Annotated in this window: 15 protein-coding genes; 13 read left to right on the top strand and 2 right to left on the bottom strand. The window is 71.4% G+C overall.

What is annotated here, in order from left to right:
- Positions 1-112 precede the first annotated feature (112 nt).
- Positions 113-1180 (bottom strand): LacI family DNA-binding transcriptional regulator, encoded by a 1068-nt coding sequence (locus tag ABKW26_RS04870; RefSeq protein WP_348591365.1) that lies wholly within the window; start codon positions 1178-1180, stop codon positions 113-115.
- Between the two features lie 235 nt (positions 1181-1415).
- Between ABKW26_RS04870 and ABKW26_RS04865 the strand changes: the two genes are divergently transcribed.
- The 8 genes from ABKW26_RS04865 to ABKW26_RS04830 all read left to right on the top strand — a co-directional run bounded on the left by ABKW26_RS04865 (position 1416) and on the right by ABKW26_RS04830 (position 11089).
- Positions 1416-2789 carry an extracellular solute-binding protein gene (locus ABKW26_RS04865; protein ID WP_348591363.1) on the top strand — a complete coding sequence of 458 codons (1374 nt, stop codon included), beginning with the start codon at positions 1416-1418 and terminating at the stop codon, positions 2787-2789.
- 5 nt (positions 2790-2794) lie between these two features.
- On the top strand, positions 2795-3751 hold the full coding sequence (locus tag ABKW26_RS04860) for a sugar ABC transporter permease (RefSeq protein ID WP_348591361.1): 957 nt from the start codon (positions 2795-2797) through the stop codon (positions 3749-3751).
- Positions 3751-4575: a carbohydrate ABC transporter permease gene (locus tag ABKW26_RS04855; protein ID WP_348591359.1), complete on the top strand. Its 825-nt coding sequence runs from the start codon at positions 3751-3753 to the stop codon at positions 4573-4575. Before ABKW26_RS04860 ends, ABKW26_RS04855 begins: the two co-directional genes overlap by 1 nt.
- On the top strand, positions 4572-5606 hold the full coding sequence (locus ABKW26_RS04850; RefSeq protein ID WP_348591358.1) for an alpha/beta hydrolase: 1035 nt from the start codon (positions 4572-4574) through the stop codon (positions 5604-5606). Before ABKW26_RS04855 ends, ABKW26_RS04850 begins: the two co-directional genes overlap by 4 nt.
- Positions 5582-7048: a sucrose phosphorylase gene (gene gtfA / locus ABKW26_RS04845; protein WP_348591356.1), complete on the top strand. Its 1467-nt coding sequence runs from the start codon at positions 5582-5584 to the stop codon at positions 7046-7048. Before ABKW26_RS04850 ends, gtfA begins: the two co-directional genes overlap by 25 nt.
- Before the next feature lie 206 nt (positions 7049-7254).
- On the top strand, positions 7255-9648 hold the full coding sequence (locus tag ABKW26_RS04840) for a sodium-translocating pyrophosphatase (protein ID WP_348591355.1): 2394 nt from the start codon (positions 7255-7257) through the stop codon (positions 9646-9648).
- A 170-nt stretch (positions 9649-9818) separates the two neighbouring features.
- Positions 9819-10457, top strand: coding sequence for an ATP-dependent Clp protease proteolytic subunit (locus ABKW26_RS04835; RefSeq protein ID WP_348591353.1), 639 nt, complete (start codon positions 9819-9821; stop codon positions 10455-10457).
- A gap of 5 nt (positions 10458-10462) precedes the next feature.
- Positions 10463-11089: an ATP-dependent Clp protease proteolytic subunit gene (locus tag ABKW26_RS04830; protein ID WP_348591351.1), complete on the top strand. Its 627-nt coding sequence runs from the start codon at positions 10463-10465 to the stop codon at positions 11087-11089.
- Positions 11090-11101: 12 nt separating this feature from the next.
- Here ABKW26_RS04830 and ABKW26_RS04825 read toward each other — a convergent pair whose 3' ends face one another.
- Positions 11102-11500, bottom strand: a complete 399-nt coding sequence (locus ABKW26_RS04825; protein ID WP_348591349.1) for a helix-turn-helix transcriptional regulator — start codon at positions 11498-11500, stop codon at positions 11102-11104.
- A gap of 135 nt (positions 11501-11635) precedes the next feature.
- On the opposite strand from ABKW26_RS04825, the gene ABKW26_RS04820 reads away from it, so the two are divergent.
- The 5 genes from ABKW26_RS04820 to ABKW26_RS04800 all read left to right on the top strand — a co-directional run bounded on the left by ABKW26_RS04820 (position 11636) and on the right by ABKW26_RS04800 (position 16248).
- The gene (locus tag ABKW26_RS04820; protein WP_348591348.1) at positions 11636-12355 is read left to right on the top strand and encodes an endonuclease/exonuclease/phosphatase family protein; all 720 of its coding nucleotides are present in this window, start codon (positions 11636-11638) and stop codon (positions 12353-12355) included.
- Positions 12356-12525: 170 nt separating this feature from the next.
- A complete protein-coding gene (locus ABKW26_RS04815) occupies positions 12526-12954 on the top strand; it encodes a hypothetical protein (protein ID WP_348591346.1) in 429 nt (142 codons plus the stop codon).
- Positions 12955-13080: 126 nt separating this feature from the next.
- Positions 13081-13563 (top strand): hypothetical protein, encoded by a 483-nt coding sequence (locus tag ABKW26_RS04810; RefSeq protein ID WP_348591344.1) that lies wholly within the window; start codon positions 13081-13083, stop codon positions 13561-13563.
- Between the two features lie 21 nt (positions 13564-13584).
- Entirely contained in the window at positions 13585-15210 is a 1626-nt protein-coding gene (locus ABKW26_RS04805) for a methyltransferase (protein ID WP_348591342.1), read from the top strand.
- Between the two features lie 69 nt (positions 15211-15279).
- Positions 15280-16248, top strand: coding sequence for a phosphatase PAP2 family protein (locus ABKW26_RS04800; RefSeq protein ID WP_348591340.1), 969 nt, complete (start codon positions 15280-15282; stop codon positions 16246-16248).
- Positions 16249-16262 lie beyond the last annotated feature (14 nt).

Raw genomic sequence — 16262 nt, 5'->3', positions numbered from 1 at the left:
TATGCGTATGACTGGACATTAGGGCCGCTTCCGGATCGCTGTCAACCCGTCCGCCCGAGCGACTGGCGCGGCACATCCGGGACGTCGGAGCGATCTGCCACCACGCGCCCTCTCACACCGTGAAGGGGGCAACCGACCCGCGGCTGTGGAGCGGCATCTCGAGCCGGCGCAGGAGGGGTGCGGCGGTCGAGGAGTCCGTGGTCGCGTGCGGGCTCCCGACCACGGACGTGAGGAGCAGCTCGACGGCCGCGCGGCCGAGCGCTTCGTGCGGGATGCCGAAGGAGGTCAGTCCGGGGCGGAGCCAGCCGGCGAGCGGATGGTCGTCGAACGACACGACCGAGACGTCGTCGGGGATGGTGCGTCCGGCTTCCTGCAACGCCTGGTACGCGCCGAAGGCGAGCCGGTCGTTGAAGCAGATGAGTGCGCCGGGTTCCGGGTGGGCGGCGAGGAGGTCGCCGGTGGCTGCCCATCCCTCCGGGGGATGCCACCGGTCGCACAGGGTGCCGGAGGCGGGTTCCAGCCCGGCGTCGTGCAGCACCTCGAGGATGCCTGCGAGCCGTTCGATCCCGGCGACGGTGTCGGGTGGGACGTCTGCCGGGCGGGGTCCGGCGCCGATCAGGTGGATCTGCCGGTGCCCGGCGTCGAGGAGCAGCCGTGCAGCAGACCGACCGGCCTCGGCCTCGTCCGGGACGATCGCGGGGAGGGGCGGACCGCCGTCGGGGACCGTGTTGAGCAGCACCGTGGGTACCCGGTCGAGGCCGGCGGGCAGGGTCCGGTTCCGGGTGAACATCGAGGCGAGGACGATCCCGTCGACCTGCCGGTCGGCCATCGCGTCGAGCAGGTCCTTCTCGGCGGTGGGGTCTCCCTCGGTCTCGCCGATGAAGAGGAGATAGCCCTGCTCGCGCGCCGCGTCGATCGCCCCTTTGATCATGTCTCCGGCCAGCTGTGAGGTCGCCACGCTGTCCGAGATGAAGCCGAGGGTCCGGGTGGAGCCCTTGCGGAGGCCGAGCGAGACGATGTTCGGTCGGTAGCCGAGCTCGTCGGAGGTGGCACGGACGCGCTGCTGGACCACCTCGGAGATCCGGAGCTCGGATCCCCGGCCGGAGAGCACCAGGGATGCTGTCGTCGAGGACACGCCCGCGGCGCGCGCGACATCGGCGAGGGTCACTCTCTTCTTCACCACGACGGTCCTCTCGTCGTCCGGGACGTCTCCGTCTGCCCTGGCGGTCGTCGCCGGTCCGGTGCGCAGCCCGTCCGGACTGCCCCGAAGGCTACCCCCGGCGACGATCGCCCGTGATGCAGATGTGATCTGCGGCGCTTGACAGGCGCGGTCGGGGAGGGCCAACATGACGGTGCTAAGACGATTTAGCACTGGCGCAGGGCACTGATGCCTTGCTCGACGAAGGGAGACACCGGTGTCTCGAACGAGTGAGAAGAGCGGCCGCAAGGCCGCGGCCACGTCGTTGTTCCTCGCAAGCCTCATCACCCTCTCCGCGTGCAGCGCACCCGGTGGGACGACCTCCGATACCGCAGACAGCGGAGGCAGCACCGCGGCCTCCGGCGAGGCGCCGACGTGCGGGACCGAAGCGGTCGAGCTCAACACCTACATCGAGACCGGCTTCCCGCTCACCAAAGAGCTGGCGACCGAGTTCACGGCGCAGTACCCCAACGTCACGTTCGACATCCGTGAGGACCAGTTCGCGGTCATCACCCAGAACGCACCGCGAGTCCTCGCCGACAACCCGCCGGACCTCATGCGCCTCCCGCAGGTCTCCGAGCTCGCGACCGACGGGCTGCTCCGCGACCTCGACCCCTACGCCGAGGCGTTCGGGTGGGACGAGTGGCCGACCTCGCAGCTCGAGCAGATGCGGGTCGACGACGAGGGGCGCCGCGGTGACGGTCCCCTCTACGCGATGGGCCTGAACTTCTCGATGACCGGCATCTTCTACAACAAGGAGCTCGCTGCCCAGGTCGGCATGACCGAGGTGCCGTCGACGCTCGCCGAGCTCGACGAGGTGCTCGCGAAGGCCGAGGCCGCCGGAATCACGCCGATCGGTCAGTTCAACGGCGGCGCGACCGGCGGCCTCGCCTTCCCGCTCCAGGGCCTCATGGCGTCCTACGGCGAGCCGGGCGACGTCAACGCCTGGACCTACCAGCAGCCCGGCGCGACGATCGACACCGAGAGCAACCTCGAGGCGGCCCAGCACCTCCAGCGCTGGGTCGACGCGGGCTACTTCCCGGACGACGTCAACGCTCTCGACTACTCCACGATGATGAGCCGCTTCATCGACGGCACGACGCTCTTCATGTTCAACGGCGACTGGGAGTCGGGCAACCTCGACACCCAGATGCCCGGCAACGTCGGCTTCTTCCTCGTCCCGGCGCTCGAGGAGGGCGGAGAGGTCGGCGCCATGTCGGCACCGCTCACCTACGGCATCTCGGCCGTCGCGGAGAACCCGGACTGCGCGGCGTTCTTCCTCGACTGGATCGCGACGAACGAGGAGGCGCGCACCATCGCCGTCGAGATCGGCGGCTCGCACCCCATGGGCCCGGCCGACGCGTTCATGCCCGAGGTCGACGCCGACACGGTGACGGCCCAGACCCTCGCCGCCGGCGCGACCATCGGTGAGGACGACGGGGCGATGGAGTTCATCGCCAACGCGACGGGGTCGATCTACGCCAAGAGCTGGACGCCCAACCTCCAGAAGCTGGCCGCGGGCGAGCAGACCCCCGAGGGTCTCCTCAGCGCGGTCCAGACCGACTACGAGAGCGAGATCGGCGGCTCATGATGCAGATGCGGACGACCAGCACGACCGGTCGCCGCGAGGACGTCGAGCAGTCGACGACCAGCCTGGACAGCAGGCGTCGTGCCCTTCGGGCGCGGCGCCTGCGCCGGGGCTGGGTCGCACTCGCCCTCGTGGTCCCGGCGGCCCTGGTGTACGTGGTCTTCGTGCTGCGGCCCCTGCTCCTGACGTTCCAGTTCTCGTTCTACGACTGGAACGGCGTCGGCCCCTCGACCTGGGTCGGGGTCGAGAACTACACGCGGCTCTTCGGTGACCCCGAGATGCTCGGGTCGATCGTCAACGCCCTCCAGCTCATCGTGTACTTCAGCTTCGTCCCCGTCCTCCTCGGGCTCCTCACCGCGGCGACGATCCGGAAGATGGCGACGAGCCACCTCGCGATCGTCTCGCGCACCGTCCTGTTCCTCCCGCAGGTCATCCCGCTCGTCGCCGCCGGCATCATGTGGACCTGGCTCATGTCCTCGGACGGGCTCGTCAACGAGATCCTGCGGGCCGTCGGGCTCGGCGCCTTCACCAAGGCGTGGCTCGGAGACTTCGACACGGCGCTCCCTGCCGTGGGCGTCATCGGCGCCTGGGTCGCGCTCGGCCTCTGCATGCTCCTCCTGCTGGCCGGCATGACCAAGATCGACCCCTCGCTCTACGAGGCGGCTCGGATCGACGGCGCCGGTGCTGCCCGGGAGTTCTTCTCGATCACGTTGCCGAGCCTGCGCCAGGAGATCGGCGTGTGCGTCACCGTGACCGTCATCGCCGCGCTGGCGAGCTTCGACATCGTCTACATCTCGACCCAGGGCGGTCCGGGCAACAGCACGCTCGTGCCCGGCCTCGAGATCTACTACCTCGCCTTCTTCAGCAGGGAGATCGGGCAGGCGTCCGCGCTCGCCGTGGCGTTCATGGTCCTCGTGCTCGCGATCATCCTGCCGATCCAACGCCTCTCCAGGGAAAGTGACTGATGATCGTCTCCCGCCGCGAGACGTGGCTCGGCCGCGTCCTGCTCCTCCTGCTCATGCTCGTGACGCTCGTCCCGTTCGTCACGCTCTTCATCACGGCCCTCCACCCTCCAGGGAGCTATCCCTCCGGCCTGACGCTCCCCGAGACGCCGCACTGGTCGAACTTCGTCGACGCGTTCCAGGCCGCGAACATGGGCGCGCTGCTCTGGTCGAGCGTGCTCATCGAGCTCGGTGTCGTCCCGCTCGCGCTCGTCATCGCCACGCTGGCAGGGTTCTCGTTGGGTCATCTCCGCCCGCCGGGGCACAAGTGGATCTTCCTCGTCTTCGTGCTCGGGCTGACCCTGCCGTTCCAGGGCGTCATCGTGCCGCTCTACTTCCAGATGCGCGACTTCGGTCTGCTCAACACGCGGTGGGCGATCATCCTGCCGCTGCTCGGCCTGTACATGCCCTTCGCGGTCATGTGGATGCGCGCCCACTTCGTCAACATGCCCCAGGAGCTCTCCGAGGCGGCGAGGATCGACGGTGCGGGAACCTGGCAGCTGTTCAGCCGGATCCACGTCCCGCTCTCGGCACCGGCGCTGTCGTCCCTCGGGATCCTCCTGTTCCTCTGGACCTGGAACCAGTTCCTGCTCGCGGTCGTGCTCGTCGACGACCCGACGAAGCGCACGATGGCCGGCGCGCTCGGGGCCTTCCAGGGCCAGTGGGGCACCGACATCCCGCTGCTGTGCGCGGGCTCTCTCCTCATCCTCACACCGACGCTCATCGTCTTCCTCGCGTTCCAGCGCCAGTTCGTCGCGGCCCTCATGCAGGGAGCCGTGAAGGGATGACCGCAGGGACCTCCTTCGTCGGCCTGCGTCCTCCGTTCGACCCCCAGGTCGCCCGGGCGCTCGACGAGAACCGGGCGGACGTCGTCACGGGGATGACTGCGGCGGAGATCGTGCCCTTGCGGGAGCGTGCCGAGCCGCCGACCCTCGACGAGCTCACGCTGTCCGGTGCCTACGTCCTCTCGGAGCACAGCGCGCCCGGCCCCGGAGGTGCGGTCCCGCTCGTGCTGCTGCGGCCCGCCACCCCGACCGCGACCCCCCGCCCGGTGCTCCTGCACCTCCACGGGGGTGGGCTGGTGACGGGTGACGCGCTCAGCGACGGGCCCGGGATGGTCGAGCTGGCCTCGGGGAACGACATGGCGGTGCTCTCGGTCGGGTACCGGCTCGCCCCCGAGCACCCCTACCCGGCGGCGGTCGAGGACGCGTACGCCGCACTGCTCTGGCTCGCCGAGCAGGCCGACCTTCTCGGGCTCGACGGTGCGCGCACCGTCGTCTCCGGGGTGAGCGCGGGCGGAGGCCTCGCGGCCGCGCTCGCCCTGCTCGTCCGTCAGCGCGGGGGCCCGCCCCTCCTCGGACAGCTCCTGATCTGTCCGATGCTCGACGACCGCAGCTCGAGCGCGTCGGCAGTCCAGATGGAAGGGCACGGCTCGTGGGACCGGACGGCGAACACGACCGCCTGGGCGGCGTACCTCGGTGCGCTCGCGGGCGGTCCGGACGTCCCCGAGACCGCAGCGCCTGCGCGGGCACGCGACCTGCGGGACCTGCCACCGGCCTTCGTCGACGTCGGCTCGGCCGAGACGTTCCGTGACGAGTGCGTCGACTACGCCGCCCGCATCTGGGCGTGCGGAGGCGACGCCGAGCTGCACGTGTGGCCGGGCGGGTGCCACGCCTTCGACTTCCTCGACCCGACCGCCGACCTGTCGTGCGACGCACGCGAAGCCAGAGGACGATGGTTGAGGCGACTGCTCGCCCGACCCGTCCGGACCGACCACCTCGAGAGGACACCACTGTGCACCACCGCGGCCCACAGCTGATCACCTATGCCGACCGTCTCACCGGAGACGTCGCCGGCCTGACGACACTGCTCGACGGCCCGCTCGCCGGCGCGTTCTCGGGGGTCCACGTGCTCCCGTTCTACACGCCGTTCGACGGTGTCGACGCAGGCTTCGACCCCCGCGACCACACGCAGGTCGACCCACGCCTCGGCACGTGGGACGACGTCCGAGCGCTCGCCGCCGGGCGGACCGTCATGGCCGACGTCATCGTCAACCACGTCTCCGCAGGGTCGGCGCAGTTCGCCGACGTGCGCGACCGCGGCGACGAGTCGCCGTGGGCCCCGATGTTCCTCACCCTCGGTGCCGTCTTCCCCGACGGGGCGAGCGAGGAGGACCTCGCGCGGATCTACCGACCGCGCCCGGGGCTGCCCTTCACCGCCATGACGCTCGGTGGTCGACGGCGGCTCGTGTGGACGACGTTCACCGCGGACCAGGTCGACATCGACCTCCGGACGCCTCAGGCCTGGGAGTACCTGGACGGTGTCGTGGACGCGCTCACGGCCGGCGGGGTGCGCATGCTGCGCCTCGACGCCGTCGGGTACACCGGCAAGGAGGCAGGCACCGACTGCTTCATGACGCCCGCGACGGACGAGTACACGGAGCGGATCGTCGCCCGGGCACGCGAGCGCGGTGCGGAGGTCCTCGTCGAGGTCCACGGGCACCACACGCAGCAGATCGAGATCGCCCGGAAGGTCGACCTCGTCTACGACTTCGCGCTGCCGCCGCTCGTCCTGCACGCGCTGACTGCGGTCGACCTCGAGCCGCTGGACCGGTGGCTGCGCATCCGACCGGCGAACGCGGTCACGGTGCTCGACACCCACGACGGGATCGGGATCGTCGACGTCGGTCCGAGCGACCTCAAGCCGGGGGAGCCCGGCCTCCTCGCGCCGGAGCAGATCGACGCGCTCGTCGAGGCGATCCACGAGGGGAGCGGCGGGACGAGCCGTCTGGCGACCGGGGCTGCAGCCTCGAACCTCGACCTCTACCAGGTGAACTGCACCTTCTTCGACGCGCTGGGGCGGGACGACTCGAGGTACCTGCTCGCGCGGATGGTCCAGCTCTTCGTGCCCGGGATCCCGCAGGTGTACTACGTGGGCCTGCTCGCGGGCAGCAACGACATGGACCTGCTCGAGCGCACCGGCGTGGGCAGGGACGTCAACCGTCACCACTACACGCCGGTCGAGATCGAGGAGGCGCTGGGGCGGCCGGTCGTGCGTTCGCAGCTCGAGGCTCTTCGCCTGCGTGCGGAGCACCCTGCCTTCGAGGGCGCGTTCTCGTGGACCGTGGACGGGTCGCGTGCCGAGCTCGTCTGGCAGGCGGGCCAGGACCGGGTCGGGCTCGTGCTGGACGTCGCGGACGCGACCTTCGAGGTGAGGGCGTCGGGTGCCGAGGGGGATCGGGTGGTCGTCAGCTCGCGCTGACCTCTCGACGATCGGCGTCGCTCGTCCTGCCTGCTCCTGGATCCACGGAGAGTGTTCCGTGATCCAGGGGCAGGTCGGAACGCTCCTTTTCAACCACCATGCTTTTTGGGTGCTTCGTGCGTAGACTTCCCGCATCGCTCGCCCTGTGACCGTCGTCACCTTCGCCGAGGTGCAGGTCAGGGTTCCGCAGTCGTCAAGGAGGACGGATGCTCGAACTGGGTTCTGCCAGCATCACGATCGTCAGCGTGATCGGCCTCGTCGGCCTCGCATGCCTCGTCCTCGCGTTCTTCATGCGCAGACAGGTGCTCGCCGCAGGGGACGGCACCCCGAAGATGCAGGACATCGCGCGAGCCATCCAGGAAGGCGCGTCCGCCTACCTCAACCGCCAGTTCCGCACCCTCGCCCTGTTCGCGGTCATCGTGTTCGGGCTCCTGTTCCTCCTCCCCGGCGACACGGGGATCCGCGTCGGCCGGTCGGTCGCGTTCCTCGTCGGCGCCGGCTTCTCCGCCTCCATCGGGTACCTCGGGATGTCGCTCGCGGTCCGCGCGAACCTCCGCGTCGCCGCGGCCGCGATGCATCCCGGCGCCCGGGCGGAAGGCGCGCGCATCGCGATCCGCACCGGCGGGGTCGTGGGCATGTCCGTCGTCGGCCTGGGCCTGCTCGGCGCCGCGGGCGTCGTGCTCGTCTACCGCGGCGACGCGCCGTCGGTCCTCGAGGGCTTCGGCTTCGGTGCTGCGCTCCTCGCGATGTTCATGCGGGTCGGCGGCGGCATCTTCACCAAGGCGGCCGACGTCGGTGCCGACCTCGTCGGCAAGGTCGAGCAGGGCATCCCCGAGGACGACCCGCGCAACGCCGCGACCATCGCGGACAACGTCGGCGACAACGTGGGCGACTGCGCCGGCATGGCCGCGGACCTCTTCGAGTCCTACGCCGTCATGCTCGTCGCCGCCCTCATCCTCGGGAAGGCGACCATGGGCGAGGTCGGGCTCGTCTTCCCGCTCATCGTCACCGCCATGGGCGCGTTCGTCGCCCTCGTCGGGGTGCTCATCACCCGGGTGCGGGGGAGCGAGAGCGGGCTGCGTGCGATCTACCGGGGCTTCTACGTCTCCGCGCTCCTCGGTGCCGCGCTCGCCGCGGTCGCCGCGTTCGTCTACCTCCCGTCCTCCTTCGTCGACTCCCCGGAGAGCGCCGGCCTCGCCGACGTCACGAGCGACCCGCGCGTGCTCGCCAGCCTCGCCGTCCTCATCGGGGTGGTCCTCGCCGGCGTCATCCTCTGGGTCACCGGCTACTTCACGGGGACGACCTCCAAACCGACCCTCCACGTCGCCGCCACCTCCCGGACGGGGGCCGCGACCGTCGTCCTGTCCGGCATCGGTGTCGGCTTCGAGTCGGCCGTCTACACGTCGGGCATCATCGCGGCCGCGATCTGCGGCGCGTTCCTCCTCGCCGGCGGCTCCGTGTGGCTGGCGCTCTTCCTCATCGCGCTCGCGGGCTGCGGCCTGCTGACGACCGTCGGCGTCATCGTCGCGATGGACACGTTCGGTCCCGTCTCCGACAACGCCCAGGGCATCGCGGAGATGTCCGGAGACGTCGACGAGGCCGGCGCGCAGGTGCTCACCGACCTCGACGCCGTCGGCAACACGACCAAGGCGATCACGAAGGGCATCGCGATCGCGACCGCCGTCCTCGCCGCGACGGCACTCTTCGGCTCGTACGCGGACGCCGTCGAGGGGGCGCTGCGCGACATCGCCGACCCGGCGGTCTCGGACGGGATCGTCGCGTCCATGCTCAGCTTCGAGATCATCTCGCCCGTCACCCTCGTGGGCGTCATCCTCGGTGGGGCCACGGTGTTCCTCTTCTCCGGGCTGCTCATCGACGCCGTGACCCGTGCTGCCGGCGCGATCGTCTTCGAGGTCCGTCGCCAGTTCCGCGAGCACCCGGGCATCATGACCTTCGACGAGCGACCCGAGTACGGCAAGGTCGTCGACATCTGCACCCGTGACTCCTTGCGCGAGCTCGCCACCCCCGGCCTCCTCGCGGCGTTCGCGCCGATCGCCGTCGGCTTCGGCCTGGGCGTCGGCCCGCTCGCAGGCTTCCTCGCCGGTGCCATCGGGGCCGGCGTCCTCATGGCCGTCTTCCTCGCGAACTCCGGCGGCTCCTGGGACAACGCGAAGAAGATCATCGAGGACGGCCACTACGGCGGAAAGGGTTCGCCCGCCCACGAGGCCGTCGTCATCGGCGACACCGTCGGCGACCCGTTCAAGGACACCGCCGGCCCGGCCATCAACCCACTGATCAAGGTGATGAACCTCGTCGCGCTCCTCATCGCCCCGGCCGTCGTCGCGATGAGCGTCCCCGCCGACGCCAACCACACGCTGCGCATCGGTGTCGCCGTCGTCGCGACCGCGATCGCGTTCGGCGCGATCATCGCCTCGCGCCTGCGCGTGGCCCGCATCGACGCCGAGACCGCCGACGAGGCCCCGATGCCCGACCACGACCCGACCCACCGTGCAGCGCACCTCGCCCACCCGGAGCCGGTGAAGCTCCCGGTGGAGGAGCCGTCCGTGACGGCGACGGAGGACGTCACCGAGCGACGCTGACCCGCGCCTCCCGGTCTGAGCGCCCGCTCGGCGCGGCTCGTCTGCCCACGGCAGATCTGCCCCGGGCAGAGCCAGGCCCCACGCGGCCCGGGCTCGGGCACCGTGGTCGTGAGCCCTCGACGAGGGCCCGCACCCGACGGGTGCTCAGCTCCGAGCCGAGGAGGACGCGCATGCGTCACGACACACCATCCCTGCAGGACACCCGGGCCGGGTCCGCCGGGTCGTTCGACGACCAGCTGGCCGCGCGGCTCCTGCACCAACGGATCGTCGTCCTGGGGCAGGAGGTCGACGACGCGGTCGCGAACCGCATCTGTGCGGAGCTGCTGCTCCTCTCCGCCGAGGACCCACGCCGCGACATCAGCCTGTACATCAACTCGCCCGGGGGATCGTTCTCGGCGGGGATGGCGATCTACGACACGATGCGCCTCATCCCCAACGACGTGTCGACGCTCGCGATGGGCTTCGCCGCGAGCATGGGGCAGTTCCTGCTCTGCTCGGGGACGCGGGGCAAGCGGTTCAGCCTCCCGCACGCCCGGATCATGATGCACCAGCCGTCGGCCGGCATCGAGGGGACGGCGATGGACATCGCCATCCAGGTCGAGAACCTCGAGTACACCAAGAGCCTCATGCACGAGCTCCTCGCCCGGGCGACAGGCCAGAGCGCCGCCACGATCGCGACGGACAGCGACCGGGACCGCTGGTTCACCGCCGAGCAGGCGCGCGAGTACGGCATGCTCGACGCGGTCGTCCAGACGCTCGACGACGTGCGACCGGCAGGCCCGTCGTCCCGCGTCGGCATGGGGGTGTGACAACCATGTCCCACGCAGCATCGACCCAGTACATGATCCCCACGGTCGTCGAGAGCACGCCGACAGGCGAGCGGGCGTTCGACGTCTTCAGCCGGCTGCTCTCCGAGCGCATCATCTTCCTCGGCACCGAGATCGACGACGGCGTCGCGAACGTCGTCATGGCGCAGCTGCTGCACCTCGAGTCGAGCAGCCCCGAGACGGACATCGGGCTGTACATCAACTCGCCCGGCGGCTCCGCGACGGCGATGCTCGCCATCTACGACACGATGCAGTTCGTCCGCCCGTCCATCACGACGATCTGCATGGGCCAGGCCGCGTCGTCCGCGGCGGTGCTCTTCGCTGCGGGGACTCCCGGGCAGCGCTTCGTGCTCCGGCACGCACGGGTGCTCCTGCACCAGCCGTCCTCCGGCGGTCGCGGGACCGTCTCCGACCTGGCGCTGCAGGCGCAGGAGCTCCTGCGCATCCGCTCCGAGGTCGAGGACGTCCTCAGCCTCCACACGGGGCAGAGCGTCGAGCGGCTGCGCGTCGACACGGACCGCGACAAGATCTTCACGGCGGCAGAAGCCGTGGACTATGGTCTCGCCGACTCGATCATCACCGACCGCAAGCTGGTGACGGCCCGCGCCGCGTGAACGGCGGCCCGGTCAGGCGGCCAGCAGGACCGGCCCGCCCCAGGCCCCTGACCGGTCGCCGGCGACGTCTCGCACCGGCGCACCGCTCGTGCCCGAGGTGAGGTCGAGGTGCCTGTCGGCCGTCAGGTCGAGACGGCCGCGCGCCGTGAGGTCGTGGTGGATCCGGGCAGCGAGGTCGACCAGCCGGAGGCCGAGTGCTCCCGCGACGGCGGCGAGCACCTCGGACGAGGGCTCCTTGCGTCCGCGCTCGATCTCGGAGAGGTACTGCACGGAGACGCCCGCGACCGCGGCGACGTCGGCCAGCGTGCGGTCCTGGTCCGTGCGGGTCGTGCGCAGCACGTGTCCCACCACGTGGCGCAGCAACGGCTCGATCGTCCGGGGACGCGTACCCAGGGGAAGGACCTCACCCATCGTCGACCTCGTCTCGTCGGGCCGGTCGAGCCGGCGTCTCGGATCACGCTACACACCAGCACGTCCCGCGGGGTGGTGCGGCGCGTGCGCTGTGAGAGAACGCGCCGACGGCGAGCAGGCCCTAGCCTGAGGCGCATGGCGGCAGACATCCGGGTGCTCAGCTACAACATCAAGGAGCTCAAGGTCGACGAGGACGCCGTCCTCGCGGTCCTGCGGGAGTCGGGCGCGGACGTCGTCGCGCTCCAGGAGGCCACCCGGCACCCGACGGGCCGGCGGCGGATGCGCCGGCTCGCGCAGCGCGCGGGGATGACGTGCGTCGTCGCTGGCGGCGGCCCGTCCGGCTCGTTCACGACCGCGCTCTTCGTGCGGGCGGACCTCGCGGCGGGCGTCGTGCGGGCGAGCGGACGGCCGCTGCGCTGGAAGTGGTGGTACCGCAGGGCGCGGCTCGTCTGGCCGACGCGGCGCGGCTATGCGCTCGTCGACACAGGAGCCGTCGCGGTGCTGTCCGTCCACCTCGGTCTCGACGCCCGGGAGCGCGCTGACCACTGTCGTCAGCTCCAGGGGGTCGTCGAGCGGCTCGGGCCCCAGCGCTGCGTCCTCGTCGGGGACCTCAACGAGACGCCGGACGGTCCGAGCTGGGCTGCCCTGGGGGAGCACCTGCGGGACGCGGCCCTGGACTCGAGCGAGCCGGGCGCGCAGGACCCGACGTTCTCCGTCGCCCGTCCGCGCCGGCGGATCGACGCCGTGCTCGTGGGGCAGGACATCGAGGTCGTGAGCGTCGCGACGGTGCGCACGCCGGCGGCGCTGCGCGGCAGCGACCACTTCCCGATCCTGGCTGAGCTGCGACGACGCTAGGGGCGGACGAGCCCGTTCCTGCTGTCCCACCGGCGCCCCGGCCCCGTGGGTGAACTGGAGAGGTCGCAGGCCTCCCGACGCGCGGGAGCGGCACGGTCGGGGCGACCATGGGGACTTGTACCCCTCCTCGTGAGTTGCACCGCTCTCCAGCCAGCACCCACTATTGCGGCATGACAACTCACATGAACCGAAAGTCTCTTGTCGCTGCGTCGGGCGTCGCAGTCCTCGTCGCGACGCTCCTCGCCGGGTGCGGCAGCGACGGCGGAGACGTCGAGGCCTTCTGCGAGGACGCGGGAGCCATCGTCGACGGTTCTTTCCTCGACGACCTCGACGGCGAGAGCGAGGACGATGTCGCGGCCGTCTACGACACCGCCCTCGAGCGCATCGACGAGATCGACCCGCCCAGCGACATCGCGGACGACTGGGAGACCACCACCGAGGCCATGCACACCTACCTCGAGGCCCTGTCTGACATCGACATGGAGTCCGACACCGCGATGGAGGAGATGGAAGAGGTCACGGCCGACATGGACGAGGACGCGATCCAGGAGTCCAGCGACAACATCGAGACCTACCTCGACGAGAACTGCGAGGCCTGACCGCTCGGGACCACCGTCCCGTCGGTCGCCGACACGAACGAGGCCGTCCCTCCCAGGGGCGGCCTCGTTCGCTCTCCCGCCGGCTCCGACGAGCGCGGTGCCTGACCCACGAGGAGCGCACCGACGATGAGCCGCTCGAGGAGACCGGGACGGGCTGCGGCCGGGGTCGCGGCAGCCACGCTGCTCCTCGGCGCCTGTGCCACCGCCCCGGACCGCACCCCGCCCACTGATCCTGCCGGTTCCGCCGGCCCCGGCAGCATCGCGGACGTCGCCGGCTTCTGCGCGAGCGCGGCCTCTCTCGCCGACGGGACCGTGCTCGGGGAGCTCGACCTCACCGACCTCGGGAACCGGTCGGCCGGGGACCCCTCGCTCGACGCCGCGGTCGACGCCGTCACCGCTCTCGGGTCGGTGACCGCGCCGGAGGAGATCGCCGAGCAGTGGCGAGCGGTCGTCGCCCCGCTCGCGGACCTCCTCCAGACGCTCCGCGACGCCGACGTCACGACGCGAGCGGGCGCCGACGAGGTGAGGACCAGGACGGACGCCCTCGTCGACCCGGAGGTGGTCGAGGCCGGCGAGGTCATTGACGCCTACGTCGCCGAGCACTGCTGACCGCGGTGGAATCATGGACGCATGACCACGCCGGACCCCTCGCTGCGCTCAGCGCTCACGACGACCTCCCTCCAGGCCCCTCTCCTCGCGGTCCCCGGCACGGACAGGGTGCTCGTCGACGCGCTCCGAGCCGACCTGGGCACGAGCGACTTCACCGTCGACGGCATCGAGGCCGAGCTCGGTCCGGTCGCGGCGTCCGCGCTGCACCGTGAGCAGACCCTGCCCGCGCTCCGGGCGACGACCGGTGCCCAGGACGGTCGTGCGGTGCTCACGCGGCTGTTCGTCCTCGGCGTCGAGGTGACGTCGGCTGTGCTCGACGCCGCCCTCCCCACGCTCGGGACCGACGGTGCGGCCCGTCTCGGCCTCGTCGAGGTCGCGGGCCACGGCTCCGACGACGGGGTCCGGGCGCGCGTGGACCTGCGACCGTACGCCGCGGCGGACGCGGGCGGACCGGTCGACTGGTGGCTCGCGTCCGACCTCGGCGAGACGATGACGGGCCGCAGGCTCGCCGCCGACCACGTGCTCGGGGCCGGTGGTGCGTCGACGACGCTCGCGCAGGTGACGGTGCGCACCCCGCGTGACCGGGTGCTCGATCTCGGGACGGGGTGCGGCGTCCAGGCGCTGCACGCGTCGCGCCACGCCCACGAGGTGGTGGGCACGGACATCTCGGCGCGCGCCCTCCGGTTCGCCGCGTTCAACGCCGCCCTCGACGGCGTCGCTCTCGACCTGCGCCTCGGGTCGATGCTCGAGCCGGTCGCGGGCGAGCTCTTCGACCTCGTCGTGTCGAACCCGCCGTTCGTCATCACACCGCGCACCCTCGGTGCTGTCTCGAGCGCCACCGGCATCCCCACGTATGAGTACCGAGACGGCGGCCGTGCCGGTGACGACCTCGTCCGCGACCTCGTGACGAGCGTCGGGCAGGTCCTGGCCCCGGGCGGGGTCGCCCAGCTGCTCGGGAACTGGGAGCACCGGCGCGGCGAGCCGTGGACGGACCGGGTGGGGCAGTGGCTCGACGAGTCCGGTCTCGACGGCTGGGTCGTCCAGCGCGAGGTGCAGGACCCGGCGGAGTACGCCGAGCTGTGGATCCGTGACGGCGGCACCACCCCGGAGCGCGAGCCCGGGCCGTGGGCCGAGGCGTACGGGGCGTGGCTCGACGACTTCGCATCGCGGGACGTCGAGGGGATCGGCTTCGGCTTCGTGACCCTGCGGCGCCCGCTCGACGGTGCTCGCCCGACCCTCCGGCGCCTCGAGGAGCACAGCGGCGCGCTCGAGCAGCCGCTCGGCACGTTCGTCGCCCGCAGCCTCGCCGCGCACGACTGGCTCGTCGCGCGGAGCGACGCGTCGCTGGCCGACGAGCGGCTCGTCGTCGCGGGAGACGTCTCCGAGGAACGCTTCTACACACCGGGTGCGAGCGACCCGAGCGTCGTCATCCTCCGGCAGGGTGGCGGGACGGGCCGGGCGATCCACGCGTCGACCTCGCTCGCGGCCCTCGTGGGCGCGTGCGACGGCGAGCTGTCCGTCGGCCAGATCGTCGGGGCGATCGCGTCGATCTTCGACGTCTCGACCGGCGATCTGGCCGCTGAGCTCCTCCCGGCGGTGCGCGGGCTCGTCCGGGACGGGCTCCTCGAGCGCGCAGCAGCGGACTGAGCCGTCTCCGTCCACCACGTCGACGCGCCCTTCGCGGAATCACCACACGCCTGGCATACCGTTGCACCCGTGAGTCTCGACCCTTCGCCACGCCCGGTCACGCCGCCCGTGGTCACGCCAGAACCTCCTGCCGACGGCACCGGTGCGTCCAGGGGCGTCCCGCGCGGTCTGCGGGTGTGGGCCGTCCTCCTCGCGGCGGTCTCGGCGGTCGCGACGATCGCCGTGTGGCGCTACTTCGTCGGGTCGACCACGGGTCAGGCGCTCGACCAGACGGCCTTCGACGGCGCGACGTACGGCCGTGGCAAGCTCTGGGTCGTCGCCGAGCCGGTGCTCGACGTCGTGTCGATCTCCTTCGTCGTCATCGGCCTCGTCGTCGCCGTGGGGATCGCGCTCGTGCGGAGGCGGTGGAACCTCGCGGGCCAGGTCGTCGCGCTCGTCGCGGGAGCGAACCTCACCACGCAGCTGCTCAAGAAGGTCGTGCTCGAGCGACCGGACCTCGGCTACGACGCGTGGGGGAACAGCCTGCCGAGCGGCCACACGACCGTCGCCGCCTCCGTCTCGGTGGCTGTCGTGCTGGCCGTCCCGCGGCGGATGCGCCCGCTCGTGGCGCTCTGCGGTGCCGCGTACACGGTCGCGACCGGCATCTCGACGCTCGTGGGCCAGTGGCACCGGCCGAGCGACGTCATCGCGGCGATGCTCGTCGTCCTCGCGTGGGGCGCTCTCGTGTGCGCCTTCTCGTCCGAGTCGTCGCTCGACCCGCTGCCCGACCGCTCCACCGTCGACGGCCGCGGCCGTCCGGGCCACTCGTCGTCGACGGCTCTCACCGTCGCGCTGCTCGCCGTCCTGGGTGTGGCTGCCGGTGCGATCGCCGGGTGGGCGTTCGTCGAGACGGCTGCCGTCGTGTCCGGCGAGGCCGCCTCGAACGACCGGACCGGGTTCATCGCGTACGTCGGTGGAGCCGGTGGGGTCGTCGCCGTGACGGCTCTCGTCTTCGCCCTCCTCCTCGGCCTGCGCCAGGGTGTCGCACGCCCCCGGTGACCGCCGCCTCGGTG

The organism is Sanguibacter sp. 25GB23B1 (assembly GCF_040012415.1).
GTDB lineage: Bacteria > Actinomycetota > Actinomycetes > Actinomycetales > Cellulomonadaceae > Sanguibacter.
Note: the sequence above shows the minus strand (reverse complement) of the source record. Positions and strands in the feature narration are given on the sequence as shown.

Coding starts and splice junctions, on each gene's coding strand:
- ABKW26_RS04860 (WP_348591361.1), top strand. CDS start 2,795: ATGCGGACGACCAGCACGACCGGTCGCCGCGAGGACGTCGAGCAGTCG.
- ABKW26_RS04855 (WP_348591359.1), top strand. CDS start 3,751: ATGATCGTCTCCCGCCGCGAGACGTGGCTCGGCCGCGTCCTGCTCCTC.
- ABKW26_RS04850 (WP_348591358.1), top strand. CDS start 4,572: ATGACCGCAGGGACCTCCTTCGTCGGCCTGCGTCCTCCGTTCGACCCC.
- ABKW26_RS04840 (WP_348591355.1), top strand. CDS start 7,255: ATGCTCGAACTGGGTTCTGCCAGCATCACGATCGTCAGCGTGATCGGC.
- ABKW26_RS04835 (WP_348591353.1), top strand. CDS start 9,819: ATGCGTCACGACACACCATCCCTGCAGGACACCCGGGCCGGGTCCGCC.
- ABKW26_RS04830 (WP_348591351.1), top strand. CDS start 10,463: ATGTCCCACGCAGCATCGACCCAGTACATGATCCCCACGGTCGTCGAG.
- ABKW26_RS04825 (WP_348591349.1), bottom strand. CDS start 11,500: ATGGGTGAGGTCCTTCCCCTGGGTACGCGTCCCCGGACGATCGAGCCG.
- ABKW26_RS04820 (WP_348591348.1), top strand. CDS start 11,636: ATGGCGGCAGACATCCGGGTGCTCAGCTACAACATCAAGGAGCTCAAG.
- ABKW26_RS04815 (WP_348591346.1), top strand. CDS start 12,526: ATGACAACTCACATGAACCGAAAGTCTCTTGTCGCTGCGTCGGGCGTC.
- ABKW26_RS04810 (WP_348591344.1), top strand. CDS start 13,081: ATGAGCCGCTCGAGGAGACCGGGACGGGCTGCGGCCGGGGTCGCGGCA.
- ABKW26_RS04805 (WP_348591342.1), top strand. CDS start 13,585: ATGACCACGCCGGACCCCTCGCTGCGCTCAGCGCTCACGACGACCTCC.